Genomic DNA, 22,037 nt, shown 5'->3' on the forward strand with positions numbered 1-22,037 from the left:
GGTCACACCGCGCTGCCGGCTCCGTAGGGGGCGTACAGGTCCAGAAGACGGGTCCGCGCGGAACGCAGACGGTGGGCCAGCACCTCGCCGACCCACTCGGCGACGGCACGCCCCATGGCCGGGTCCTCGTCGCACATCGCGCGCACGGCGGTGGCATCGAACTCGTACGCGCGGACCGGGGTCGTCGCCTCGGCGCCCAGGTGCCAGACCCGCGGTGCGAACAGCCAGGACCAGCCGACGAGTTCGTTGTGACCGAGCCGTTCGATGACGGCCGCGCGGCGGCCGGGTACGTGCATGTCGAGTGCGACGGTGCCGGTACGGACGATCCAGAACCGGTCCGCGCGCGCCCCCTCCTCGAACAGGCGCGTCCCCTGGGGGACGGACACCTCCCGGGCGATGCGCATGAGCCGCTGCCGGTGCTCGGCGGGCAGCGCGCGCAGCATGCTGGGGGTGGGGGGTGGAGCAATCATGGCGTGCCTCCCGATGGAGCCTACGAACTGCCACTTCCAGCGTGAATCCGCTCCGTACGGCAGGCCATGGGCCACCCGGCCCTCGTCCCGGGACCGGACGGCACCCTCGCGTGCGCCGCCCGGCTTCCCTTCGCAGCCAGGCGCTGCGCCGACCACCACATGGTCCGCGCGGTAGGGCCGATCGGCGCCCACACCGGGGACCTGTGGCCCCTGCGGGCGAGCCGGCCCGGAGGCGATGGTCCAACCGGAGCTCCCCGATGCAGGAGGTGGAGAGCATGACCCGCACCGTCACCGCAGGCCTCGACGGCTCACCCGAGAGCCGGGCCGCAGCGGAATGGGCAGCGAGCGAGACACGGATGCTCGATCTGCCGTTGCAGTCGGCGCACGTCCGGGAGCCGGTCCCGGAACCCGTCGCGCAGGCACTGCTGCTCGCCGCTGTGACGTACCGGCACCGGCACGAGCGGGCTCTCCGAGAATCGGCGCAAGTGCTTCGGCTGCGCCACCCAGGTCTCTTCGACCAGGACCTGGAGTTGGATCCGGACCTGGACCTGGAGCAGTGACGACGATGACGGAGCGACCCCTGGTGGTGGGCGTGGACGGCTCCGAGCCGAGCCTGCGGGCCGTGGACTGGGCGGCCGACGAGGCAGTGCTGCGCGGGCTGCCGCTGCGGGTGGTGTACGCCTCGCTGTGGGAGCGCTACGAGGGCGCCGCGATCGCCGCGGATCTCGGCCGGCCCTCGGAGCAGGTCATGGCCGACGACATCGTCGCGGTCGCCGCCCGGCGGGCCCTCGGCCGGCATCCGGCGTTGGTGGTCTCGGCGGACGTGGTACCGGAGGAGCCGGAGTACACCCTGCCGCGGGAGGGACGCCACGCCACCGCCGTGGTGGTCGGCACCCGCGGCCGCAGCGCCCTCGCCGAGGCGCTGCTCGGCTCCGTCAGCCTGACGGTGGCCACCCACGCCCACTGCCCCGTGATCGTGGTCCGCGGCAGCCGCGAGGACCAGGCTCCGCCCGCGCTCCACGGCCGCGTGGTCGTAGGCGTCGGAGCGGACGGCAAGGAGTCGGAAGCCGTGCGCTTCGCCTGCGAGGAGTCGAAAATGCGCGGGGTGCGTCTGGAGGCCGTACGGGCCTGGCGGTCCCCCGGGCACGAGGCCGCCGACCATCCGCTGCTCGCGGGTGACCCTGCGCGGCTGCACGAGGAGCGGGCCGCACAGGCGCTGGAGGCGGCGTTGCGCGACGCCCCGCCGACCGTCGACCTCCGCGGGCGCACCGCCGAGGGCCACGCCTGGAGGGTCCTGGCGGAGGCCTCACGCCACGCCGACCTCCTCGTCATCGGCGCGCAACGCCGCCACGGACACCTCGGCCGGGTCGCGCACGCGGTCCTGCACCACGCGGCGTGTCCCGTCGCGGTCGTACCCCGACGGGCGTGAATCGCTCAGAGCGCCGCCGCGTGGTCGGGGACGTACGTCTGCAGGTCGCGCGGCGGACGCTGGTAGCCGGTCGACGGCGGCCGTTGGGGCAGCTCCAGGACGGGCGGCGGCACCTCGTGGTAGGCAAACGTGCTCAGCAGGTGGGCGATCATGTTCAGCCGGGCCCGGCGCTTGTCGTCGCTCTCCACGACGTACCACGGTGCCTCGGCGATGTCGGTGTGCACCATCATCGCGTCCTTGGCCCGGGAGTACGCCTCCCAGTGCGTGATCGACTCGAGGTCCATCGGCGACAGCTTCCACCGTCGCACCGGATCGTCCAGCCGGCGCCGGAACCGCTCCTGCTGCACCGCGTCGCTCACCGAGAACCAGTACTTGCGCAGCTGGATCCCGTCCTCCACCAACATCCGCTCGAAGATCGGACACTGGCGAAGGAAGAGCTGGTGCTCCTCCTTCGTGCAGAAGCCCATCACGTGCTCGACACCGGCCCGGTTGTACCAGGAGCGGTCGAACAGCACGATCTCCCCGGCGGCCGGCAACTGCTCGACATAGCGCTGGAAGTACCACTGGGTGCGTTCGCGCTCGGTCGGTTTGGGCAGCGCGGCGATCCGCGCCACGCGCGGATTGAGGTGCTCAGCGACCCGCTTGATGGTGCCGCCCTTACCCGCCGCGTCCCGCCCCTCGAAGACCACGACCAGGCGGGCGCCCTCGGCCCGCACCCACTCCTGGAGTTTCACCAACTCCGTCTGCAGGCGCAGGAGTTCCTTCTCGTACGCCTTGCGCGGCAGCGTCGCCGCCTTCTTGTCGGCCATGCCGCCTCCACCACCCGATTCATCCACGCCGACGACTTACGAGTCACCCGTGCCCAGGGCCGAACACCAGGACGCCACCGTACTTACCGACGAGGGACCGCGCACCCTGGACGCCGCGAGAGGTTGGGCCGACCGGCCCTCGTCACGACCCCTGACAGCTCATGACACCCCCTCCGATCCGCTGGATGCTCGACGTGTCGAAGGAGGAGACGGATATGAAGCACGACAAGGTCGGCTCCGTGATGACCATGGACGTCGTCCGCGCCGAGTACGACACCCCGGTCGAGGAAGTGGCACGGCTGCTGGCGGATCACCGCGTCAGCGGTCTGCCGGTGGTCGACGAGGACGACAAGGTCGTCGGCGTCGTCTCCGAAAGAGACCTGGCACTGCGCCAGGCGACAGCCCCCGACCCCGACGAGGAGCCACGGCGCCGCCTGAGGTTCCCGGCCCGCGCCCGCGGTGTCCGGCGACGGGCCGCGGCGGCGGAGGCCGGTACAGCCGGTCGGCTGATGACCGAACCGCCGGTCACCGTGCACGCCGACGACACCATCGTCGAGGCCGCCCGGACCATGGCCGACCGGCACGTGGAGCGGCTGCCGGTCCTCGACGAGGCGGACCGGTTGGTCGGCATCGTCACCCGGCGCGACCTGCTCCGGGTCTTCCTGCGGCCCGACCCGGAGATCCGGAGCGAGGTGATCAAGGAGGTTCTGGCGCGCGCGCTGTGGCCGGTTCCCAGCGGAGTCGAGGTCCTGGTGACAGAAGGCGTCGTCACGCTCGCCGGCCACATGGAGCGCAGAAGCGAGACGGAGATCGCCGTAGCCATGACCCGGCAGGTCGACGGCGTGGTCGCCGTCGTGGACAAGCTCACCTACCGGTTGGACGACGCCCGGCGGCAGCCGGACGAGCAAGCCCTGCACGGCGTGGCCGAGGACTGGCCGCGCCGGCTGTGAGAGGAGGCGGACCGCCATGACCGGCAACGTGTTGGTGGCCTACGGAACGACGAACGGGGCGACCGCGGAGATAGCCGAGACCATCGCCGAGGTCCTGTGCAAGAACGGCCTGACGGCGCAGGCGCTGCCGGCCCGGTCCGTGGCGACCGTCGCACCGTACGACGCGGTGGTGGTCGGCGGCGGGCTCTACGTCGGACGCTGGCACAAGGACGCCCGCCGCTTCGTCCGGCGCCACCGCCGAACCCTCGCGGAACGCCCGCTCTGGCTCTTCAGCAGCGGTCCGCTCGACGCCTCGGCCTCCGAGCGGGACATCCCGCCCGTGCCCGGCGTGCGGCGGATCATGACGCGGCTGGACGTCGACGAGCACGTCACCTTCGGCGGCCGTCTCGAGGAAGGCGCGAAGGGACGCGTCGCCCGGATGATCATCCGCTCCGGGAAGGGCGGGGACTTCAGGGACTTCGCTCGGATCGAGCAGTGGGCGGCGCGTGTCGCCGACGAGCTGGTGCACGGACAGTAGCGGAAGAGCGAGCCCGGGCTGGGTGTCAGCCGGTCTTGTGGCCCCAGGTGGGACCGACCGACTCCCATTCCCGGTCCCACGCGGTGATACGCCGCTGGTCGAGTCGCCACCGTGCGACGGCCCCGGCCGCGAGGGTGGCGCCGGTCAGGGCGAGTCCTGCGGCCGTGCCCAGGACACCTGCTTCGACTGCCGCCCCCGTGGGACTCGGCGGTGGGGTGGTGAGCGTGCCCCGGCCGTCCTGCCAGACCGTCAGCCCGGCTCCGGCCTTCTGCCCGGTGTTCACCAACGTCCTGCCCGTGTGGGTGGAGCCGTCGGGGGCCGTCCAGCGGACCTTCGCCAGGGCCTTGTCGTCGGCCGCCCTGACCGTCACCTCGCGGTGCGGTACGTCGGTCAGGAGCACGGCGCGAACGGAGCGGCGCTCGGCGCGCTGCTGTGAGAGCACCTCGTCGGCGGCATGAGCGGTCACCAGACCGGCGACCGTGCCTCCCACCGCGACGACCACCCATACGGCCAGTACGACCCAGGCCTCGACGATGTCCTCGCGCCTTCGCATCGGGTTGCTCCGCCACCGCCAGAGCCGGTCCTTCGCCCGCTCGTTGCCGCGCATGGGTCCGCACCTCCTCCTCGTCGTCACGCTGTGCGGGTGACACTCCCGGCGGCGAGGCCGTTCGGCCCCGGGTCCCGGGAACCCGGAGACCTGCCGCGGCGGAGGCCCGCGCCCCGGCCGGTGCCCCCGGCAGGTGGGGGCGCATCCCGAAGAACCCGTCCGGACCGGTGGCCCGAGGCGTCCACAGGAAGCGGCTGCTGTCGGTGACCGGCCGCAGGCGGCCGCGACCCACGACCCCGTCCAGCCGGCGATGGGGGCCGATCGGCCCATGCGGTATCCGCGGCTGCCGGACAAGCTGGAGGTGTGGGGCAAGCGCGACGCGGCGCCGGTGGCAGGCGCCGACCGGCAACCGACGGTTCGCCGGGCCGTCTGGGCCCCGCAGGAGACCGAGTGGGGTGAGCTGCATCATGAAAGGCTTCGTTTTCCACGGTCCCGGGCAGTCCGCCTGGGAAGAGGTGCCGGACCCTGACATCAAGGATCCCACCGACGCCATCGTGCGCGTCGGCGCGGTCACCATCTGCGGCACGGACCTGCACATCCTCAAGGGCGACGTACCCGAGGTGCGCCCGGGCACGGTGCTGGGGCACGAGGCCGTCGGCGAGATCGTCGAGGTCGGCAGCGACGTACGGACCGTGCGGCCGGGGGACCGGGTGCTGGTCTCCTGCATCACCTCCTGCGGGCGCTGCACCTACTGCCGGGAGGGGATGTACGGCCAGTGCCGTGGTGGTGGGGGGTGGATCCTTGGCCACCTGATCGACGGCACCCAGGCCTCGTACGTCCGCGTCCCGTACGCCGACCTGTCGGTGCACCCGCTGCCCAGCGCGGTGGACGGCAAGGATGCCGTGCTGCTGGCCGACATCTTCCCGACCGCGTACGAAGTGGGCGTGCTCAACGGACACGTACGTCCGGGCGACACCGTCGCCGTCGTCGGGGCCGGGCCCATCGGCCTGGCCGCGATCGCCACGGCGCGGCTGTTCGCACCCGAGCGGATCGTCGCCGTCGACCTTGACCCGGCCCGGCTGGAGGCGGCCAAGCGGCTCGGTGCGGACGCGGTGGCCGACGCCGCGGAGGCCCCGGAGCAACTGATCGCCGATCTCACCGACGGGCTGGGCGCCGACGTGGTCATCGAGGCGGTCGGTGTGCCGGAGAGCTTCGAGCTGTGCACCCGCGTGGTGCGGCCCGGCGGACACGTGGCCAACGTGGGCGTGCACGGCAAGCCGGCCACACTGCACCTCGAAGACCTGTGGATCAAGAACGTGACCATCACCACCGGCCTGGTCGACACCTACTCCACCCCCACCCTGCTGCGGATGGCGGCCGCCGGCCGGCTGCCCACCTCGCAGCTGGTCACCCACACCTTCCCGCTGGACCGCATGGAGGAGGCCTACGACGTCTTCTCCCGCGCGGCCGACACCGGCGCACTCAAGATCGTGCTCGGCGGACAGCAGCACGACGAGCTCGTCGCCGTCGACGCGACCTGACGAGAGGACGTGATCGTCCATGACCGAACGGACACAGGCGAACGAGAGGGACGGACAGCCTCTGGGCGACCTGGGGCGACGCCTGGTCGCGCGACGCGAGCAACTCGGGTTGAACCGCGAGGAGACGGCGGCCAGGGCGGGCATGGCGGCCAGCTACCTCTCGCACCTCGAGGAGCACTCCGTCGCCGCACCCGGCGCGGGCGTACTCCTGAAGCTGGCCGACGCCCTGGAGACCACCGTGACGGAGCTGACCGGCGGCAACGCCGATCTGCCACCCGGCCGCGGACAGGCCGCCCGCACCCCTGAGTTCAGGGAGCTGAGCACCTACGAGTGCCGAGCACTGCTCTCGACGCACGGAGTCGGGAGACTCGCGCTGTCCACCGCCGAGGGACCCGTCATCGTGCCGGTCAACTACAGCGTCGTCGACGGCGCGGTCGTCTTCAGGACAGCCGCCGGCGCGACACCGGCGCTGGCGGTCGGCTGCCGGGTGGCCTTCGAGGCCGACCGCATCGACGAGGTGTTCAGCCGGGGCTGGAGCGTGCTGGTGCGTGGGGACGCGCGGTCGGTGACGGATCCCGAGGAGGCACGCCGGCTCGACCGGCGGGCCTACAGCACGCCCTGGGCCGGAGGCCGCCGCGACCTGTGGGTGCGCCTGGACCCGATCGCCATCAGCGGCCGCCGGATCACTGTGTGAGGTGGGTGCGCCCCGACCTGGAAGGAGGGCCGCTCCCGGCCCCGTTCCCACGCCAGGAGCCGCCGCATCCGATTCCGTACCCTCACCCGCCACGGGCGATTAACGTGGCACGTGACCGGCGCGGTCGGTGGCCGCGTGTCGAGGGACCGGAGGTACGCAGGTGGGACGCTCCGACGAGTTCCGAGGGCCCCGCGTACGACTGCCGCAGCTGAAGCTGGACGAGCTGCTGGAGGAGCTGCAGGCGCGTCTGGACGCGGCCCGCGGCACTCGTGACCGGGTGCACCGCCTGCTGGAGGCGGTGCTCTCCGTCGGCCGGGAACTCGACCTGGAGCAGGCCCTGCGCAGCATCGTGGAGGCGGCGGCGGTGCTCGTCGACGCCGAGTACGCCGCCCTCGGTGTGATCGGACCGGACGGAAGGAAACTGTCCGCCTTCCACACGGTCGGGGTCAGCGAGGAGCAGATCGCCCGCATCGGCCCGTTCCCGGAGGGCCACGGCATCCTCGGAGAGCTGATCAGCCATCCCGAGCCCTTGCGCCTCGCCAAGATCTCCGAGCACCCGTCCTCGTACGGGTTCCCCCCGAACCATCCGCCGATGAACACCTTCCTCGGCGTCCCGATCCGGGTGCGGGACCAGATCTTCGGCAACCTTTACCTGACCGAGAAGCGGGACGGCGCGCAGTTCGACGAGGAGGACGTCTCGGTGACGTCGACGCTGGCCGTTGCGGCCGGTGTGGCGATCGACAACGCCCGCCTGTACGAGGAGTCGCGGCTGCGTGAACGCTGGCTGCGGGCGAGTGCGGAGATCACCCACAGTCTGATGTCCGGCAGCGAGCGGGCACAGGTGCTGGGTCTGATCGCCGAGGGGGCCAGGGAGATCACGAGCGCGGCCCTCGCCGTGGTCGCCGTGCCGATGGAGGACACCGGATCACTCACGGTGGAGCTCGCCATCGGGCGGAACGCACAAGCCCATCGTGGACTCGTGGTGCCCGTCGACGAGAGTCTGATCGGCAGGGCGTTCGCCACCGCGGCCCCCGTCACCAGCACGGACGTCTCCCTCGACAGGCGGGTCGCGGCCGGCCCACCACGGTTTTCGGGCCTGGGCCCGGCGGTCGCGGCCCCCATCGGCACGGGCGACGGCGTACGAGGAGTCGTCCTGCTGGTCCGCGAGGCCGGCCGGATGGTGTTCTCGGAGAAGGAGACCGAGCTCCTGCAGGGCTTCGCCGCGCAGGCGGCCATCGCGATGGAGTTGGCGGAGCACCGCAAGGACGCCGAGGAGATCGCGGTGCTGCAGGACCGCGACCGGATCGCCAGGGACCTGCACGACCTGGCGATCCAGCGACTGTTCGCCACCGGGATGACGCTGCAGAGCGCGGGCCGCTTCATCGAGCACGGGGAGGCTTCCGAGCGGGTCCTGCGGGCCGTGGACGACCTGGACGAGACGATCAAGATCATCCGTTCGACGATCTTCGGCCTGCGTTCGCGTGAGGGTGCCGCCGGATCCGGGCTGCGCGCACGAGTGGTGCGGGTCGTCGGTGAGGCGGCGCCGGTGCTGGGCTTCGCCCCCAGCGTGCGCATGGAAGGACTGGTGGACACCGACGTGCCCAAGGACGTGGCCGACCATGTGGTCGCCGTCCTCTCCGAGGCACTGACCAACATCGCCCGGCACGCTCACGCCGGCCGCGCCGACGTCGTACTGACGGCAGGCGGCCGCGAGGTGCGGCTGACGGTCACCGACAACGGTGTGGGTGTCCCACCCGAGGGTCGGCGCAGCGGGCTGCGCAACATGGCCGAACGGGCCCAGCAGCTCGGGGGCGGGATGGAGTTGAGCAGTCCGCCCGAAGGCGGCACCACGTTGGTGTGGAGAGTACGGCTGCCGGAGAACTGAAGACCCGGAGAACTGAAGACCTGCGCCACATGGGCCGAACGGGCCCGGCAGGGGCCGACCTGCCCCTCGTGCCACCCGCCGACGGATGCGACGCTGAGGTAGGAGGCCCGTGCTGCACCACGTGGCAGCCCGACGAAAGGCGGTGAGGACGATGACGCTCCCCCTGGTCGTGGGCGTCGACGGATCGGATTCGAGCCTGCTGGCGGTCGACTGGGCGACGGACGAAGCGGCCCGCCACGGTCTGCCGCTGCGCCTGGTCCATGCCTATCTCTGGGAGCGCTACGAGGGCGCCGTACTGCCGAACAGTCTGAAGCGCCCCTCCGCGCGGGTACTGGCGGAGCACATCGTCGCCTCCGCCGCGGAGCGTGCGGGGCGGCGCGATCCGGATGTGAAGGTGACCACCGAGATCGTGCCCGAGGAGGCGTCGTCCGCCCTCCTGCACGAGGGCAACAACGCCACCGCCCTGGTGACGGGCTCGCGCGGTCGCGGCGGGTTGAAAGGACTGCTGCTCGGCTCGGTGGGGCTGGCCGTGGCGGCCCGAGCCCACTGCCCGGTGATCGTGGTCCGCGGGGACACCGCGGGTCTCTCCGGCGGCCACGAGCGCATCCTGCTCGGCGTGGGAGACCCGGACACAGGCGGCGAAGCCGTGCGGTTCGCGTTCCAGGAGGCCGAGGCGCGGGCGTGCACCCTCGACGCGGTGCGCGCCTGGCGCAGCCCCGCGCACGAGGGCGGCACCAACCGTCCCGGACGGCTCGCCGAGGAACCGGCGCGTCACCACGAGGAGCGGGCATCGGCCCAGCTGGACGCGCTGCTGCGCGACGCCATGGCGGACCACCCGGCCGTCCGGGTGCGCAGGGTCACGGTCGAAGGCCCGGCCCGCAGGATCCTCCTGGACCGCTCGGCCGCGGCCGACCTCGTGATCATCGGGGCACGGCACCGGCAGGGCCACCGCGGCCTCCAGCTCGGCCTGGTGGGGCACACCCTGCTCCATCACGCGGACTGCCCGGTGGCGATCGTGCCGCAGCTGGTGTGACCTTGTAGGTGTTCGGCCATGAGGGGAGCAGCGATGCCCGGTCCGCCCCGCGACGTGCGCGCAGCCGTGCTGCGGGGCGTCCAACCCGGTCTCGTCCGGCTGCCCGAGGAGCGGCCGCCGAGATGAACGGCTGGACGTGGGAGTACGACGGCTACGAGCCGGCCGACGAGCGCCTCAGGGAGTCGTTGTGCACGGTGGGCAACGGTTACTTCGCCACGCGCGGGGCGCTGCCGGAGTGCGCGGCGGACGCCGTGCACTACCCGGGTACCTACGTGGCCGGCTGTTACAACCGTCTGACCTCGGCCGTCGCGGGACGCAGGGTCGAGAACGAGGACATGGTCAACCTCCCGAACTGGCTGCCGCTCCGCTTCCGCCCAAGGGGCCAGGACTGGCTCACGCCGGACACCGCGACGGTGCTCGACCACCGGCAGGTCCTGCACCTGTCCTTCGGGCTCCTGGAGCGCCGAACACGGTACGCGCTCGGCGAGCGGCGGGTGCTGTTCGTGCGGCAGCAGCGCCTCGTGCACATGGCCGACCCTCATCTGGCCGTCCTGCGCACGGAGTTCACGGCTGAGGGCTTCGCCGACGAACTCGACGTCGAGGCGGCGCTCGACGGCGGTGTCACCAACGCCGGGGTGCCGCGCTACCGCGAACTGGACGGCCGGCACCTGACCCACGTGCACACCGGCCCCCACGCACCCGACACGGTGTGGCTGAGGTGCCGTACCCGCACCTCGGACATCCGGATCGGCATGGCCGCCCGCCTGACCGTCGACGCGCCGGTGTCGGACCGGCACGAACCCGCGCGTGCCCTGCAGCGGGTCCGCCTGCGGCTGACGCCCGGCCGCACGCTCACCGTCGACAAGACGGTCGCCCTGCACACCTCGCACGATCCCGCGATCAGCGACCCGCTGCGCGCAGCCGTCGACCGCGTGGGCGCCGCCCCCGGATTCGACGAGCTGCTGGAGACGCACACGACGGCGTGGGACCAGTTGTGGCGGCGCGCGGAACTGGACGTCCCCGGCGAGGCGGGCCGCATCCTGCGCCTGCACCTCTTCCACGTGCTCCAGACGCTCTCCCCGCACACCGCCGACCTGGACGTGGGAGTGCCGGCGCGGGGGCTGCACGGCGAGGCGTACCGCGGGCACGTCTTCTGGGACGAGCTGTTCGTCCTGCCCTACCTGAACCTGCACTTCCCGGAGGTGTCCCGCGCGCTGCTCCGCTACCGTCACCGCCGCCTGGACCAGGCCTGCGCGGCGGCCCGGGCGGTGGGCGGACGCGGTGCCCTGTACCCCTGGCAGAGCGGCAGCGACGGTCGCGAGGAGACCCAGCAGCTGCATCTCAACCCCCGTTCGGGGCGCTGGCTCCCGGACCACTCCCACCTCCAGCACCACGTCGGGTCGGCGATCGCGTACAACGTCTGGCAGTACTGCGAGGCGAGCGGCGATGCCGAGTTCCTGCACACCGAGGGCGCCGAGATGCTGCTGCAGATCGCCCGCTTCTGGGCGGACGCGGCCACCTACGACGAGAACCTCGGGCGCTATCGCGTCAAAGGCGTGGTCGGCCCCGACGAGTACCACGAGGCCTACCCCGAAGCGGAGCGCCCGGGCCTCGACGACAACGCGTACACCAACGTCACGGCCGCGTGGGTGCTCACCCGCACCCTGGACGTGCTGCGCAGCCTGCCCGAACCGCGCCGGGAGGAGCTCGTCGAGCGAACCGGCCTGGACGGCGCCGAGCTCTCCCTGTGGGAGGACGTGTCCCGCAGGCTCCACGTGCCCTTCCACGCCGGCGTGATCAGCCAGTTCGAGGGCTACGGCGACCTCGCCGAACTCGACTGGAGCGGCTACCGAAGCCGGTACGACGACATCCGGCGCCTGGACCGGATCCTGGAGGCGGAGGGTGACACGGTCAACCGCTACCAGGCGTCGAAGCAGGCCGACGTACTCATGCTCGGCTACCTCTTCTCACCCGCCGAACTGCAGGCACTCTTCCGCCGGTTGGGGTACGGACTCGACGAGCACGTCTGGCGGCGCACCGTCGACTACTACCTGAACCGCACCAGCCACGGCTCCACACTCAGCGGCCTGGTGCACGGCTGGGTTCTCGCCCGGGACCGGCGCGCCGAGGCCTGGCGGTTCTGCCTCGAGGCCCTCCGGGGCGACATCGCCGACCTGCAGGGTGGCACCACGGGGGAGAGCATCCACCTCGGTGCCATGGCCGGCACCCTGGACCTCGTCCAGCGTGGGCTGACCGGGTTGGAGACCCGGGCCGGCGCACTGTGGCTCGATCCGGTGCCGCTGCCGGAGCTGTCGTCGTACCGGTTCTCCATCCAGTACCAGGGGCATTGGGGCGTACACCTGCGCCTGGAGCACGGCCGGATGGAGATCACGGTGCCGCCGTCGGACCGCCCGCCGATCGACATCCGGCTGCCTGACCGCTCGGTCGGCGTGGAGCCGGGGGAGACGTGCCAACTGGTGCTCGCGGACTACTGACGGACACGGCAACCATGAAGCGGTCATGCTCGGGACTGACCGGACGGCGGGGTTCCGGCTTCATGCGCCGGTACGAGAGGCACATCAAGGCGCGCCGAGAGGTCGGCGTGGGTGATCCCGAAGGTCTCGAGCACGGTGGCGCCCTCGGGGCCGACCCGGAAGGTCGCGAGGTCGGTGTAGACGCGGTCGACACATCCCAGCCCGGTCAGCGGGTAACCGCACTCCCGCACCAGTTTGGGTGCGCCGTCCTTCGCGAAGAGCGTCATCATGACGAACACCTTCCTGGCTCCGATCGCGAGGTCCATCGCACCCCCGACGGCGGGGATCGACTGGGGCGCACCGGTGTGCCTTCGAGGCCGCCGTCCGCTGTGCGGCCCACGCGAACCTCACCAGGCCCTCGTACCTGCCGGGTTGGAGCCGAGCCCACGTCATCGCCCACGTCGCCCGCAACGCCGACGCGCTCGGCAACCTGTTGACCTGGGCCCGCATGGGGGCGAGCGAGGTGCGGCTGCCGGCCGGCGACGGCAAGGAGGCGTTCGTCGACGCCGAGGACATCGCCGAGGTGGCGGTCGCGGCGCTCACCGAGGCAGGGCATGCCGGATGGCACTACGAGCTCAGCGGGCCCCGGCTGATGACCTTCGGCGACGCGGTGGCGGAGATAGCCCGGGCAACCGGCAGGGATGTCCGCTACGTGCCGCTCACTCCCGAGGCGTACGCGGACGAACAGCGGGCGCGGGGCGTACCCGAGGAATGGGTACGGACTTCCACCGGCCTGTACGAGTACGTCCGCTCCGGCGGCCTGGCCACCCTCAGCGACGGCGTTCAGCGAGCACTCGGCCGGACTCCCCGGGACTTCGTGGACTGTGCGAAGAGCGCCGCCTCGGCGGGTGCCTGGAACAGCTGACGTTCCGCGGCTGGTTTCCGGCAGAACCAGTACCGAGCGGGTCGTCACCCCGGTGAAGCAGGCGGAATCCCGGTGCAGGGGGCACAGCCCCGTACGACCTGCCGTGAGCCCGGTCGTACGGGGCTGTGGGGTGTGCCCGGCGCACACCCCAAGGCCCGCTGCGCCACGGCGGTTCAGGGACGCTGCGCCGGCACGCCCTGATGTACGAGATGCGGATCCGTCACCGCCACCGGCGCCACGAGCTCGTCGACGCGTGCCATCAGGTCGGCGTCCAGCGTCACACCGGCCGCCTTGGCGTTCTCCGCCACCTGCTCCGGACGGGAGGCGCCGACGATCGCGGCGGACACGTTGCCGTTCTGCAGCACCCACGCGACCGCCAGCTGAGCCAGGGTCAGGCCGGCCTCGTCGGCCAGCGGCTTCAGCCGCTGCACCGCCTCGAGCACCTCGTCGCGCAGGAAGCGGCTGATCATCGCCGAGCCGTTGTCGTCCGTCGCCCGCGACCCGGCCGGCGGCTGCCGCCCGGGAAGGTACTTGCCGGTCAGCACACCCTGGGCGATCGGCGACCACACGATCTGCCCGATGCCCAGCTCCTCGCAGGTCGGCACGACCTCGTCCTCGATGACCCGCCACAGCATCGAGTACTGGGGCTGACTCGACACCAGCGGGATCCGCAGCTCCCGTGCCAGCGCGTGCGCCCGCCGGATCTGGTCGGCCGTCCACTCGGAGACACCGATGTACAGGGCCTTGCCGGAGTGGACCACGTCGGCGAACGCCTCCATGGTCTCCTCCAGCGGCGTGAACCGGTCGAACCGGTGCGCCTGGTAGAGATCGACGTAAGAAGTCTCCAGCCTGCGCAGGGAGTTGTCGATCGACTCCATGATGTGCTTGCGCGACAGCCCGCGGTCGTTCTTCCCGGGGCCGGTGGGCCAGTACACCTTGGTGAAGATCTCGATGCCCTCGCGACGCTCACCCTTCAGCGCCCGCCCGAGCACCGACTCGGCGCGTGTCTCCGCATAGACGTCAGCGGTGTCGAACGTCGTGATGCCCGCGTCGAGAGCGGCTCGCACGCATGCGGCGGCGGCCTCCTCCTCGACCTGTGAGCCGTGGGTCAGCCAGTTGCCGTAGGCGATCTCACTGATGATCATGCCGCTGTTGCCGAGGTGCCGGTATTCCATCGTCCAACCCTTCGTCGCGTACGTGTGCTCATGATCCCCCGAGCCGGTCGCTGAGGCGACGGGCCCAGGGGCGGATCATCCATGAAGATCGTGTGACCGGACTGTCGCCCGCCCACTCACCTCGGGTTACGGGCTACAGCCCAGGCTTGTTCGCGAACTGCAGGGAGATGCTGCGAAGGATGTCCGCGGCGGAGGTGTCGGTGCGTCCTTCGTCGTGGGCCTCGGCCAGTTGCACGAAGGCGAACGAGAAGCAGTTGGCGATGCCCACGATGGCGGGCCCCAGCTCCTCGGCGACGATGTCTGCCGCCGCACGGCCGTCGGCGCTCGCAGGCAGCCGGATGTGCGGGAGTGTCTCGGCGAGAAGGGTGGAGATGGTTCCGGTCAGAGCGGTCTGGCTGTTGGGGTTCTCGCGGGCCTGTCGCCGTAGCTCGAGTGCTTCGGTGAGGATGCCGACGACCTTCTGCATGGTCTCTCGCTGCTCCATGAGCGCAGCCTAGGTTCTGTCTCCTCGGTTGATCGGACAGGCCCATCCGATCAACCGACCAATCCATCAAAGAGACACGCTCTGGTCGAGGATGCCGAGGGCCCGTGTCCGGTCGGCAGTGGACGCGGGCCGGCATCCAGCGTGAACGGAACCCGCCGACCACAATGAAAAGGATCCCAGCGACCCCTTTCGCCGCACCGCTCGTACAGAAGTAGCGGGTTCAGCGTCGAGGTCTGCGGCGATCGCTGGAGCGGTGTGACGCGTCGAACCGGAGTCGATCAGCTCCGGATGGTGCCGCGGTGATCAGCAGCCCCGCCACCAGGGCGAGGAGGAGGAGCACCAGGCGCGGTTCCCGGTGGTCGCGGTCCTGAGGACGGGGGTGCGCTCACCAGGATCGAACGAAGGCGGGTCCACGAACAGTCGCCTACCGAACCAGGCAGGGGCGCCTACTGTCGAACTTCCAGTCAGGAATGAGGTATTGCATCGTGACTGCGTCGTCGCGGGCCCCCAACGTCTTTTCCTGGTAGAGGTCGTGGGCTGCGAGGAGCCGGTCCATGTCGAGGTGGACTCCCAGCCCCGGCGCGTCCGGGACGGCGATCTCGCCACCGGTGATGAGCGGTGGGGTGGTGGTGAGGCGTTCCAGCCCTTCCTGCCAGATCCAGTGGGTGTCCAGGGCGTTGTACTCGCCGGGGGCCGCGGCGCCGCAGTGGGTCACCATGGCCAGGGAGATGTCGAAGTGGTTGTTGGAGTGACAGCCCCAGGTCAGTCCCATCGCGTTGCACAGCTGCGCCACCCGGACAGAGCCCTGCATGGTCCAGAAGTGTGGGTCGGCCAGCGGGATGGAGACCGACTGGAGGGCCAGGGCGTGGGTCATCTGGCGCCAGTCGGTGGCGATCATGTTGGTTGCGGTGGGAAGGCCGGTGGCGCGGCGGAACTCGGCGAGGATCTCCCGTCCGGAGTAGCCGTCCTCGGCTCCGCAGGGGTCCTCGGCGTAGGCGAGCGTGCCGACCAGCGGACGGCACAGTTCGACCGCCTCACTCAGTGACCACGCGCCGTTCGGGTCGAGGGTGATGCGGGCCTCGGGGAAGCGGTCCTTGAGGGCCCGTACGGCCGCGATCTCCTCGGCGCCGTTGAGGACGCCCCCCTTGAGCTTGAAGTCCCGGAATCCGTAGTGGCCGTAGGCCGCCTCGGCCTGACGGACGATCGCCTCGGGCGTCAGGGCCTCCTCGTGCCGGACCCGGTACCACTCAACGGGGGAGTCGGGTTCCCGGACGTACTCCAGGTCGGTCCGGTCTGGGTTACCCACGTAGAAGAGGTAGCCCAGCACCCGTACGGAATCCCGCTGTTGCCCGTCGCCCAGGAGCGCCGCGACGGGCACGTCGAGGTGCTGCCCGAGCAGGTCGAGCAGGGCGGACTCGATGGCGGTGACCGTGTGGACGGTGGTGCGCAGGTCGAAGGTCTGGGCGCCCCGTCCGCCGGTGTCGCGGTCGGCGAACCGGTCGCTGATTTCGCGCAGGACGCGCTTGTAGTCGCCCACCTTCGCCCCGACGACCAGCGGTTCGGCGTCGCGCAGCGTCTGCGTGATCTTCTCCCCACCGGGTACTTCGCCCAGTCCGGTGCGTCCCTCGGAGTCGGTGAGAACGACGATGTTGCGGGTGAAGTAGGGGCCGTGGGCGCCGGAGAGGTTCAGCGCCATGCTGTCCCGGCCTGCGACCGGGTAGACGGAGAGCGCCGTGACGGTCGGCTGTCCGATACTCATCGGGTGTCCTTCTGCGGGTGAGACGGTGCGGGTGATCGGAGGTTTCCGGTTCAGGGGGTTCCGGTTCAGAGGTTGAGGATGTCGAGGGCCCACTCGGCCGCCAGGACGCCGCCCAGGCCGAGCACGGCGAGTACCGTCGTGTAGGTGGTGCGGACCTTGATCGCCTCGACGACGGAGAGGTTGAAGTACTCCTTGAACAGCCAGAATCCAGGGTCGTTGACGTGGGAGCACGCGATCGAACCGCAGGCGACGGCGAGCACCATGATCTCCGGGTGGACCCCGCTGCCCGCCAGGAGCGGCAGCACCACGCCGGAGGCCGTGACGACGGCGACCGTCGCCGAGCCGAGCGCGATGCGGAGGATGACGGCGACGAGCCAGGCAAGGACGATCGGCGAGATGGACCAGCCGTCCGTGGCGTCCTTGATGTAGTCGGAGATCCCGCCTTCGACGAGGACGTTCTTGAAGGCCCCGCCGGCGCCGATCACCAGAAGGATCATTGCCATCGCCTTGGCCGCTGAGGTGCAGGAGGCGCCGACGTCGTCCAGGCTTCGGCCGATCCGTGGTCCGAACGCCCACGCCGCCAGACAAAGGGTCAGCAGCAACGCGATCGGGGCCGAGCCGATGAAGGCGACGGCGTGCAGGAGCGGGCTCTCGGTGGAGGTGGCCATGTCGGTCACGGCGGCGGCTACGATCAGCACCACGGGGAAGAGCGCCACGAACAGCGACCAACCCAGCCCGGGCATCTCCTCGTCGGTGACCTCGCGCTCGCTGACCAGTCCCTTGGGGATGGAAGGGTTCATCGCCTTGATGAATGGAAGACGAGGCCAGGTCAGGGCGATGAGCGCACCGGCGGGAACGGCTATGAACAGGCCGTAGAACAACGTGAGCCCGACGGAGGCGTGGAAGGTCGCGGCGACCGCGGTGGGGCCGGGGTGCGGCGGCAGGAAGCTGTGCATGGTCGACAGGGCGATGGACATCGGCAGGCCGACCCACAGCAGCTTCGTTCCGGTGACCCTGACCAGGGTGAAGGCTATGGGCACCACGATGACGAACGCGACCTCGTAGAACATGGTGACGCCGATCAGCATGGACGTGACCACCATGGCCACCTGAACCCCACGGGGGCCGAAAGCGTCCAGGAGCTTGCCGGCTATACGCTGAGCGGCGCCCGCGTCCCCCATGATGCGGCCGACCATGGCACCGAGTCCGATGGTGAGCATGGTGTCGCCGATCTGGTCCCCGATGCCTCCGGAGAGGACGTCCGGGATGGTCGCCACCGGGATTCCCTGGACCAGTGCGACGCCGACAGCCACGAGCAGGAGGGCCGCGAAGCCGTTGACCTTCAGCTTGGTCATGAGGAGCAGCAGAATCAGAACACTGATCCCGACTACGAGTATGGGCATGACAGTTCCCCTTTGAACTGTTGGCTGGCAGTCGGACGCTCCGTCGGCTCTGGGCGGCCCGATCGGCGTACGGCGAGAACGGCCGCAGGTCTCGGAAGGCAGAGGGCGCCGGCGTGTGGCAGAGCCGGGAGCGGCCGGGCACGAGAGGTGACCGGGTTCGTCAAGCGGTTCGTCGTACGGCGCCGACCAGGCTCAGGCCGTGGTCCAGCACCTTCTCCAGATCGGCAAGGTCGACCGGGCCAGGGTCGGTGAGCGGGGCGCGCACCGGGCCGACCGGGAGGCCGCGCAGCCGGGCGGCGGCCTTGACCAGGGAGACGGCGTAACCCGGCACCCGGTCGCGCAGTTCGACCAGCGGGACGTAGAACTCGCGCAGGAGTTTGGTCACGCCCGCGTCGTCGCCTTCCCGCAGAGCGGCGAAGAAGGCGTTCGCGATCTCGGGTGCGAAGGCGTGGACGGCCGACGAGTAGGCGGGCACGCCGACGGTGGCGTAGGCACGGGCCTGGATCTCGGCGGTAGAGGCGCCGTTGAAGAAGAGGAAGCCGTCGGGCGCGGCTAGTGTGAGGCGCTGGAGCCGGTCGAGGTCGCAGTGTCCGTCCTTCAGGCCGATGACGGTGGGGATGTGTGCGATCCGGCGCAGGCTGTCGGCGGTGAAGGCGACCTGACCGCGCTGGTACGCGATGAGTGGCAGCCGGGTGCCGTCGGCGATGTGGCGCAGCTGCTCCACCAGGCCGTCCTGTGGGGCACCGACAAGGTAGTGGGGCAGTACCAGCGCGGCGTCCGCACCGGCTTCCTCCGCGATGCGGGCGAAGCGCAGCGCCTGTGCCCAGCCGTAGCCGATGCCCGCGACCACTGGCAGCCGTCCGTCGGCGATCTCGACCGTGGTCCGTACGACGGCCCGGTACTCGTCCTCGTCCAGCGAGAAGAACTCCCCGGTCCCGCAGGCCGGGAACACCGCGCCGGGTGCGCTGTCCAACCGGTCGGCCAGGTATGCCCGGTAGGCGTCCAGGTCGAGGCGGCCGTCGTCCCGGAAGCTCGTGAGGGGGAAGGACAGTACCCCGCTCGCCATTCCCTCGCGGAGCCGCTGGACGACCCCTGCGGTCTCGATGCTGATTGCTGTCATGCCTGCCTGTCCCTGTATGCAGATGCTGTCTATGTATGCAGATGGAGGCTAGAACCATGAACCCGATGGGTCAATGGGTGCGCGGACACGAATAGACGCGGATTTACGATGAGCGCATGTCAGAGACGAGAGGCGTTCGCGGGGTGAAGTCAGCGGCCCGGACCGTCGTGCTGCTGGAACTCCTCGCCGAGCGGGGTGAGCAGCCCTCGCGCCTGGATCAGCTCGCGCAGGAGCTTGGTGTGCCGCGCAGCAGCATGTACCAGCTGCTCCAGACCCTCGTCGAATACGGCTGGGTCCGCACCGATGCCACCGGCTCCCTCTACGGCATCGGCATCCGCGCGCTGCTCACCGGCACCAGTTACCTCGACGGCGACCGGCGCATCCGCCTGGTCCGCCCGTACCTCGACGAGGCGTCGGACGCGCTCGGCGAGACGATCCACATGGCACGACTCGACGGCACGGACGTCGTCTACCTCGCCACCCGCGAGTCCCACGAGTACCTGCGCACCATCAGCCGGGTCGGCCGTCGCGTCCCGGCCCATGCGGGCGCGCTGGGCAAGGCGTTGCTCGCCGAGCGTGCCGACGACGAACTGCCCTTCGCGGACGGGCTGTTGACCACCCTCACGAAGAACACGCACACCGACCGTGCCGCACTGCTCGCCGACCTCTCCCAGGTGCGCGAGCGCGGCTACTCCATCGACCGCGAGGAGACGGTGCCCGGTATCGCCGGCTTCGGCTTTGCCCTGCGGTACGACACACCGGCCACCGACGCCATCAGTTGCTCGGTGCCGGTGGCCCGGTTGACCAGGGAACATGAGGCCCGCATCATCTCCGTGATGCAGGAGGTACGAGTGAAGATCGAAACCCGCCTGCCACCCGTCTCCGGTGTACCCGACTGGCGCTGAGGCCGCGAGCATAGGCCCGGCTCTTCGTCGTTGACCACCGGCTTTCCACCGCCCGCACACTCACCCGCAGTTCCTTCGTCGCCGACAGGGCCGGTCGGGCCACGGGCAGGAAGTCGAGCAGCGGTCGGCGCCCCGGGCGTCGGCGGTGCCGATCCGGGTCGTCAGGGCGCGCCCGGTGGCCAGGCAGAGTTCCCGTCACGGTCGGTCAGGGCGAGACCGCCCACGACCGCGCCGGCCAGGGCGCAGGCCGGCGCGGGCAGCAGGACCGCCTGGCGTGGGAACGGGTTGCGGCGGGGTGTGCCAGCATGCTGGTGGGCCCGCACGACCGTGGAGTCCACCGACACCGTCCAGTCGAGGTCGTCGTCGGCGTCCGCCGCCGCAAGAACCGCGGCCAGGAGAGGTCGCGGTGCTCCAGGAGGGCCGCGACGGTGGGCAACCGGGAGGCGTCCGGCAAGCGCCGTGCGCTCTCGGACGGGGCGGCGAACGGTCGGGCAGGCCTCAGCTGGGGACGGAACAAGGGTTCTTACACCGCGGCGATGCCCTCCATGCCGGATTCGGCGAAGGCGGGTAGTCCGGTCACGGTCGTGACCTTGGTCAGCGAGCCGTTCCGGCCGATACGGAAGCCGTCCACGGTGCCGGAGGTCCCGTTCTGCACGTACAGGAACCTCTCGTCCTGCGTCACCGCCAGGTCGATGACTCCCTGGGACATGGCCGACGGCGGGGTGGCGATGCCGACCTCGTTGGTGAGCGCGAGCCTGCCGTGTGCGTCGGTGCGGTAGCCGGTGACCGTCGAGTTGCCGGTGTTGCCGCCGTAGAAGAAGTCACCCGCGCGCTCCAGCCAGCACAGCGTGTTCTGGCCGTTGGCCAGGGGCTTCTGGACGACCTTGAGGCGGCCGTCGGCGCGCACCTTGTAGGTGCTGACCGTCGACTTCTCGGCCTCGGCCACCAGCATCCGCCCCGCCTTGTCGAAGGTGATCGCGAACGGCACGCCACCGGCTGAGTCATTGACCACCGCCTGACGCGCGGGACGCCCGTCGCGCCGCATCGGGAAGACCTCGATCGTGTTGGCCGACTTCGTGGTGACGACCAGTTCACGGCCGCCCGGGGTGAAGGCGACCTGGCCGGGCGAGCTGCTGAAAAGCGGCACCCTCTCGTTGTCGAGCCCCAGGGTGCGATGCGAACCGCCCAGGGGCTTGAGGCCCCTGGATGTGATCTCGAACCCCTGCACGCTGCCCGCACCGCCCGCGTTCATGACGTACGCGAGCTTGCCGGACACGGCGATGGAGGCGGGGAAGTCCCCGCCGGAGTGCACCACCCGTCGGTCCGTCAGCTTCTGCCCCGCGACACGGAACGAGGTCACGGTGTTGCTGCCCGCGTTGACCGCCAGCAGCAGATGCGACCTGCGGTCGTAGACGAGCGAGCCTTGGGAGGCGAGGGAGTCGGTGGGCGCGTCGACCTGGTCCCCGCCCCTGCCGCCGGTGCCGTAGGTGCCCGCGGCCGTCAGCTTTCCGTCGTCACCGCGCTTGAAGGCGTGGATGGTGTTGCCGTCGAGCTCGTTGCCCTGCACGAAGACCGCGTGGTCGGCTCCGGCCTTCGCCGTCTTCGTCGTCGCGCCTTCGTGTGTCCGGGGGACTTCCCCCGCCGACGCGATGGCCACTGTCGCCGCCACGGCCGCCGAGGCGAGGACGCCGGCCCCGGCAACGGTCAGTCGGACCTTCAGCTTCGACCTGCGCCTGATATGCCTGCTCACGCCTGACTCCTCGTACCCTGCCGCCACCGCCGGTCGGTGACGTGCAGAGCCAGAGTTGTCTGTGGGGCAGGTGGGGCGAAGGTGATTCGAGCCCGCGTCAGCTTCTCGTAAGAACTTACGTTCGCGTCAGCGAGCGCGAGGGCGGGACCTGGCTCCCCGAATCCTTA

The 22,037-nt window shown here is 70.7% G+C and carries 21 protein-coding genes and 1 pseudogene; 11 read left to right on the plus strand and 11 right to left on the minus strand.

The window, feature by feature from the left end; genetic code table 11:
- Positions 1–2: 2 nt before the first annotated feature.
- On the minus strand, positions 3–470 hold the full coding sequence (locus AQJ84_RS23450; protein ID WP_030038076.1) for a Crp/Fnr family transcriptional regulator: 468 nt from the start codon (positions 468–470) through the stop codon (positions 3–5).
- A 275-nt stretch (positions 471–745) separates the two neighbouring features.
- On the opposite strand from AQJ84_RS23450, the gene AQJ84_RS23455 reads away from it, so the two are divergent.
- On the plus strand, positions 746–1,030 hold the full coding sequence (locus AQJ84_RS23455; protein ID WP_078631540.1) for a universal stress protein: 285 nt from the start codon (positions 746–748) through the stop codon (positions 1,028–1,030).
- A 5-nt stretch (positions 1,031–1,035) separates the two neighbouring features.
- On the plus strand, positions 1,036–1,899 hold the full coding sequence (locus tag AQJ84_RS23460; RefSeq protein ID WP_053191062.1) for a universal stress protein: 864 nt from the start codon (positions 1,036–1,038) through the stop codon (positions 1,897–1,899).
- A gap of 5 nt (positions 1,900–1,904) precedes the next feature.
- Here AQJ84_RS23460 and ppk2 read toward each other — a convergent pair whose 3' ends face one another.
- Positions 1,905–2,708: a polyphosphate kinase 2 gene (gene ppk2 / locus AQJ84_RS23465; protein ID WP_030038073.1), complete on the minus strand. Its 804-nt coding sequence runs from the start codon at positions 2,706–2,708 to the stop codon at positions 1,905–1,907.
- Positions 2,709–2,923: 215 nt separating this feature from the next.
- Between ppk2 and AQJ84_RS23470 the strand changes: the two genes are divergently transcribed.
- Positions 2,924–3,658, plus strand: coding sequence for a CBS domain-containing protein (locus tag AQJ84_RS23470; RefSeq protein ID WP_053190986.1), 735 nt, complete (start codon positions 2,924–2,926; stop codon positions 3,656–3,658).
- A gap of 16 nt (positions 3,659–3,674) precedes the next feature.
- On the plus strand, positions 3,675–4,175 hold the full coding sequence (locus tag AQJ84_RS23475; RefSeq protein WP_030038071.1) for a flavodoxin domain-containing protein: 501 nt from the start codon (positions 3,675–3,677) through the stop codon (positions 4,173–4,175).
- A gap of 25 nt (positions 4,176–4,200) precedes the next feature.
- Here AQJ84_RS23475 and AQJ84_RS23480 read toward each other — a convergent pair whose 3' ends face one another.
- Complete coding sequence (locus tag AQJ84_RS23480; RefSeq protein WP_030038070.1) at positions 4,201–4,782, minus strand: Rv1733c family protein; 582 nt, start codon at positions 4,780–4,782, stop codon at positions 4,201–4,203.
- Between the two features lie 407 nt (positions 4,783–5,189).
- On the opposite strand from AQJ84_RS23480, the gene AQJ84_RS23485 reads away from it, so the two are divergent.
- The 5 genes from AQJ84_RS23485 to AQJ84_RS23505 all read left to right on the plus strand — a co-directional run bounded on the left by AQJ84_RS23485 (position 5,190) and on the right by AQJ84_RS23505 (position 12,370).
- Positions 5,190–6,263, plus strand: coding sequence for a zinc-dependent alcohol dehydrogenase family protein (locus AQJ84_RS23485; protein ID WP_030038069.1), 1,074 nt, complete (start codon positions 5,190–5,192; stop codon positions 6,261–6,263).
- Positions 6,264–6,282: 19 nt separating this feature from the next.
- Positions 6,283–6,957: a helix-turn-helix domain-containing protein gene (locus tag AQJ84_RS23490; RefSeq protein WP_030038068.1), complete on the plus strand. Its 675-nt coding sequence runs from the start codon at positions 6,283–6,285 to the stop codon at positions 6,955–6,957.
- Between the two features lie 160 nt (positions 6,958–7,117).
- Positions 7,118–8,842, plus strand: coding sequence for a GAF domain-containing sensor histidine kinase (locus AQJ84_RS23495; RefSeq protein WP_053190988.1), 1,725 nt, complete (start codon positions 7,118–7,120; stop codon positions 8,840–8,842).
- A gap of 151 nt (positions 8,843–8,993) precedes the next feature.
- Complete coding sequence (locus AQJ84_RS23500) at positions 8,994–9,875, plus strand: universal stress protein (protein ID WP_030038065.1); 882 nt, start codon at positions 8,994–8,996, stop codon at positions 9,873–9,875.
- A 122-nt stretch (positions 9,876–9,997) separates the two neighbouring features.
- A complete protein-coding gene (locus AQJ84_RS23505) occupies positions 9,998–12,370 on the plus strand; it encodes a glycoside hydrolase family 65 protein (RefSeq protein WP_053190991.1) in 2,373 nt (790 codons plus the stop codon).
- 23 nt (positions 12,371–12,393) lie between these two features.
- On the opposite strand, the pseudogene AQJ84_RS23510 reads toward AQJ84_RS23505, so the two are convergent.
- Positions 12,394–12,717, minus strand: a pseudogene (locus AQJ84_RS23510) (CoA-transferase); the annotation flags it as partial.
- A 56-nt stretch (positions 12,718–12,773) separates the two neighbouring features.
- Here AQJ84_RS23510 and AQJ84_RS23515 point away from each other — a divergent pair.
- On the plus strand, positions 12,774–13,274 hold the full coding sequence (locus AQJ84_RS23515; RefSeq protein ID WP_259294298.1) for a Rossmann-fold NAD(P)-binding domain-containing protein: 501 nt from the start codon (positions 12,774–12,776) through the stop codon (positions 13,272–13,274).
- 173 nt (positions 13,275–13,447) lie between these two features.
- On the opposite strand, the gene AQJ84_RS23520 is transcribed toward AQJ84_RS23515, so the two are convergent.
- The 5 genes from AQJ84_RS23520 to AQJ84_RS23540 form a co-directional block, all read right to left on the minus strand.
- Positions 13,448–14,449, minus strand: a complete 1,002-nt coding sequence (locus AQJ84_RS23520) for an aldo/keto reductase family protein (protein ID WP_053190994.1) — start codon at positions 14,447–14,449, stop codon at positions 13,448–13,450.
- 133 nt (positions 14,450–14,582) lie between these two features.
- Positions 14,583–14,933: a hypothetical protein gene (locus AQJ84_RS23525; protein ID WP_030038060.1), complete on the minus strand. Its 351-nt coding sequence runs from the start codon at positions 14,931–14,933 to the stop codon at positions 14,583–14,585.
- Between the two features lie 424 nt (positions 14,934–15,357).
- Positions 15,358–16,686, minus strand: a complete 1,329-nt coding sequence (locus AQJ84_RS23530; RefSeq protein WP_037802176.1) for an enolase C-terminal domain-like protein — start codon at positions 16,684–16,686, stop codon at positions 15,358–15,360.
- A gap of 71 nt (positions 16,687–16,757) precedes the next feature.
- Positions 16,758–18,095 carry a gluconate:H+ symporter gene (locus AQJ84_RS23535; RefSeq protein WP_030038058.1) on the minus strand — a complete coding sequence of 446 codons (1,338 nt, stop codon included), beginning with the start codon at positions 18,093–18,095 and terminating at the stop codon, positions 16,758–16,760.
- Positions 18,096–18,255: 160 nt separating this feature from the next.
- A complete protein-coding gene (locus AQJ84_RS23540; protein WP_053190996.1) occupies positions 18,256–19,215 on the minus strand; it encodes a 5-dehydro-4-deoxyglucarate dehydratase in 960 nt (319 codons plus the stop codon).
- A 116-nt stretch (positions 19,216–19,331) separates the two neighbouring features.
- Here AQJ84_RS23540 and AQJ84_RS23545 point away from each other — a divergent pair, with 116 nt between their 5' ends.
- Complete coding sequence (locus AQJ84_RS23545; RefSeq protein ID WP_030038055.1) at positions 19,332–20,120, plus strand: IclR family transcriptional regulator; 789 nt, start codon at positions 19,332–19,334, stop codon at positions 20,118–20,120.
- Positions 20,121–20,281: 161 nt separating this feature from the next.
- Here the strand turns inward: AQJ84_RS23545 and AQJ84_RS45130 are convergent, their stop codons facing one another.
- The gene (locus AQJ84_RS45130; protein WP_374935290.1) at positions 20,282–20,458 is read right to left on the minus strand and encodes a hypothetical protein; all 177 of its coding nucleotides are present in this window, start codon (positions 20,456–20,458) and stop codon (positions 20,282–20,284) included.
- A 185-nt stretch (positions 20,459–20,643) separates the two neighbouring features.
- Positions 20,644–21,870 (minus strand): lactonase family protein, encoded by a 1,227-nt coding sequence (locus AQJ84_RS23550; protein WP_225877112.1) that lies wholly within the window; start codon positions 21,868–21,870, stop codon positions 20,644–20,646.
- Positions 21,871–22,037: the final 167 nt, after the last annotated feature.

Source organism: Streptomyces resistomycificus, assembly GCF_001514265.1.
In the GTDB taxonomy this organism is placed as follows: domain Bacteria; phylum Actinomycetota; class Actinomycetes; order Streptomycetales; family Streptomycetaceae; genus Streptomyces; species Streptomyces resistomycificus.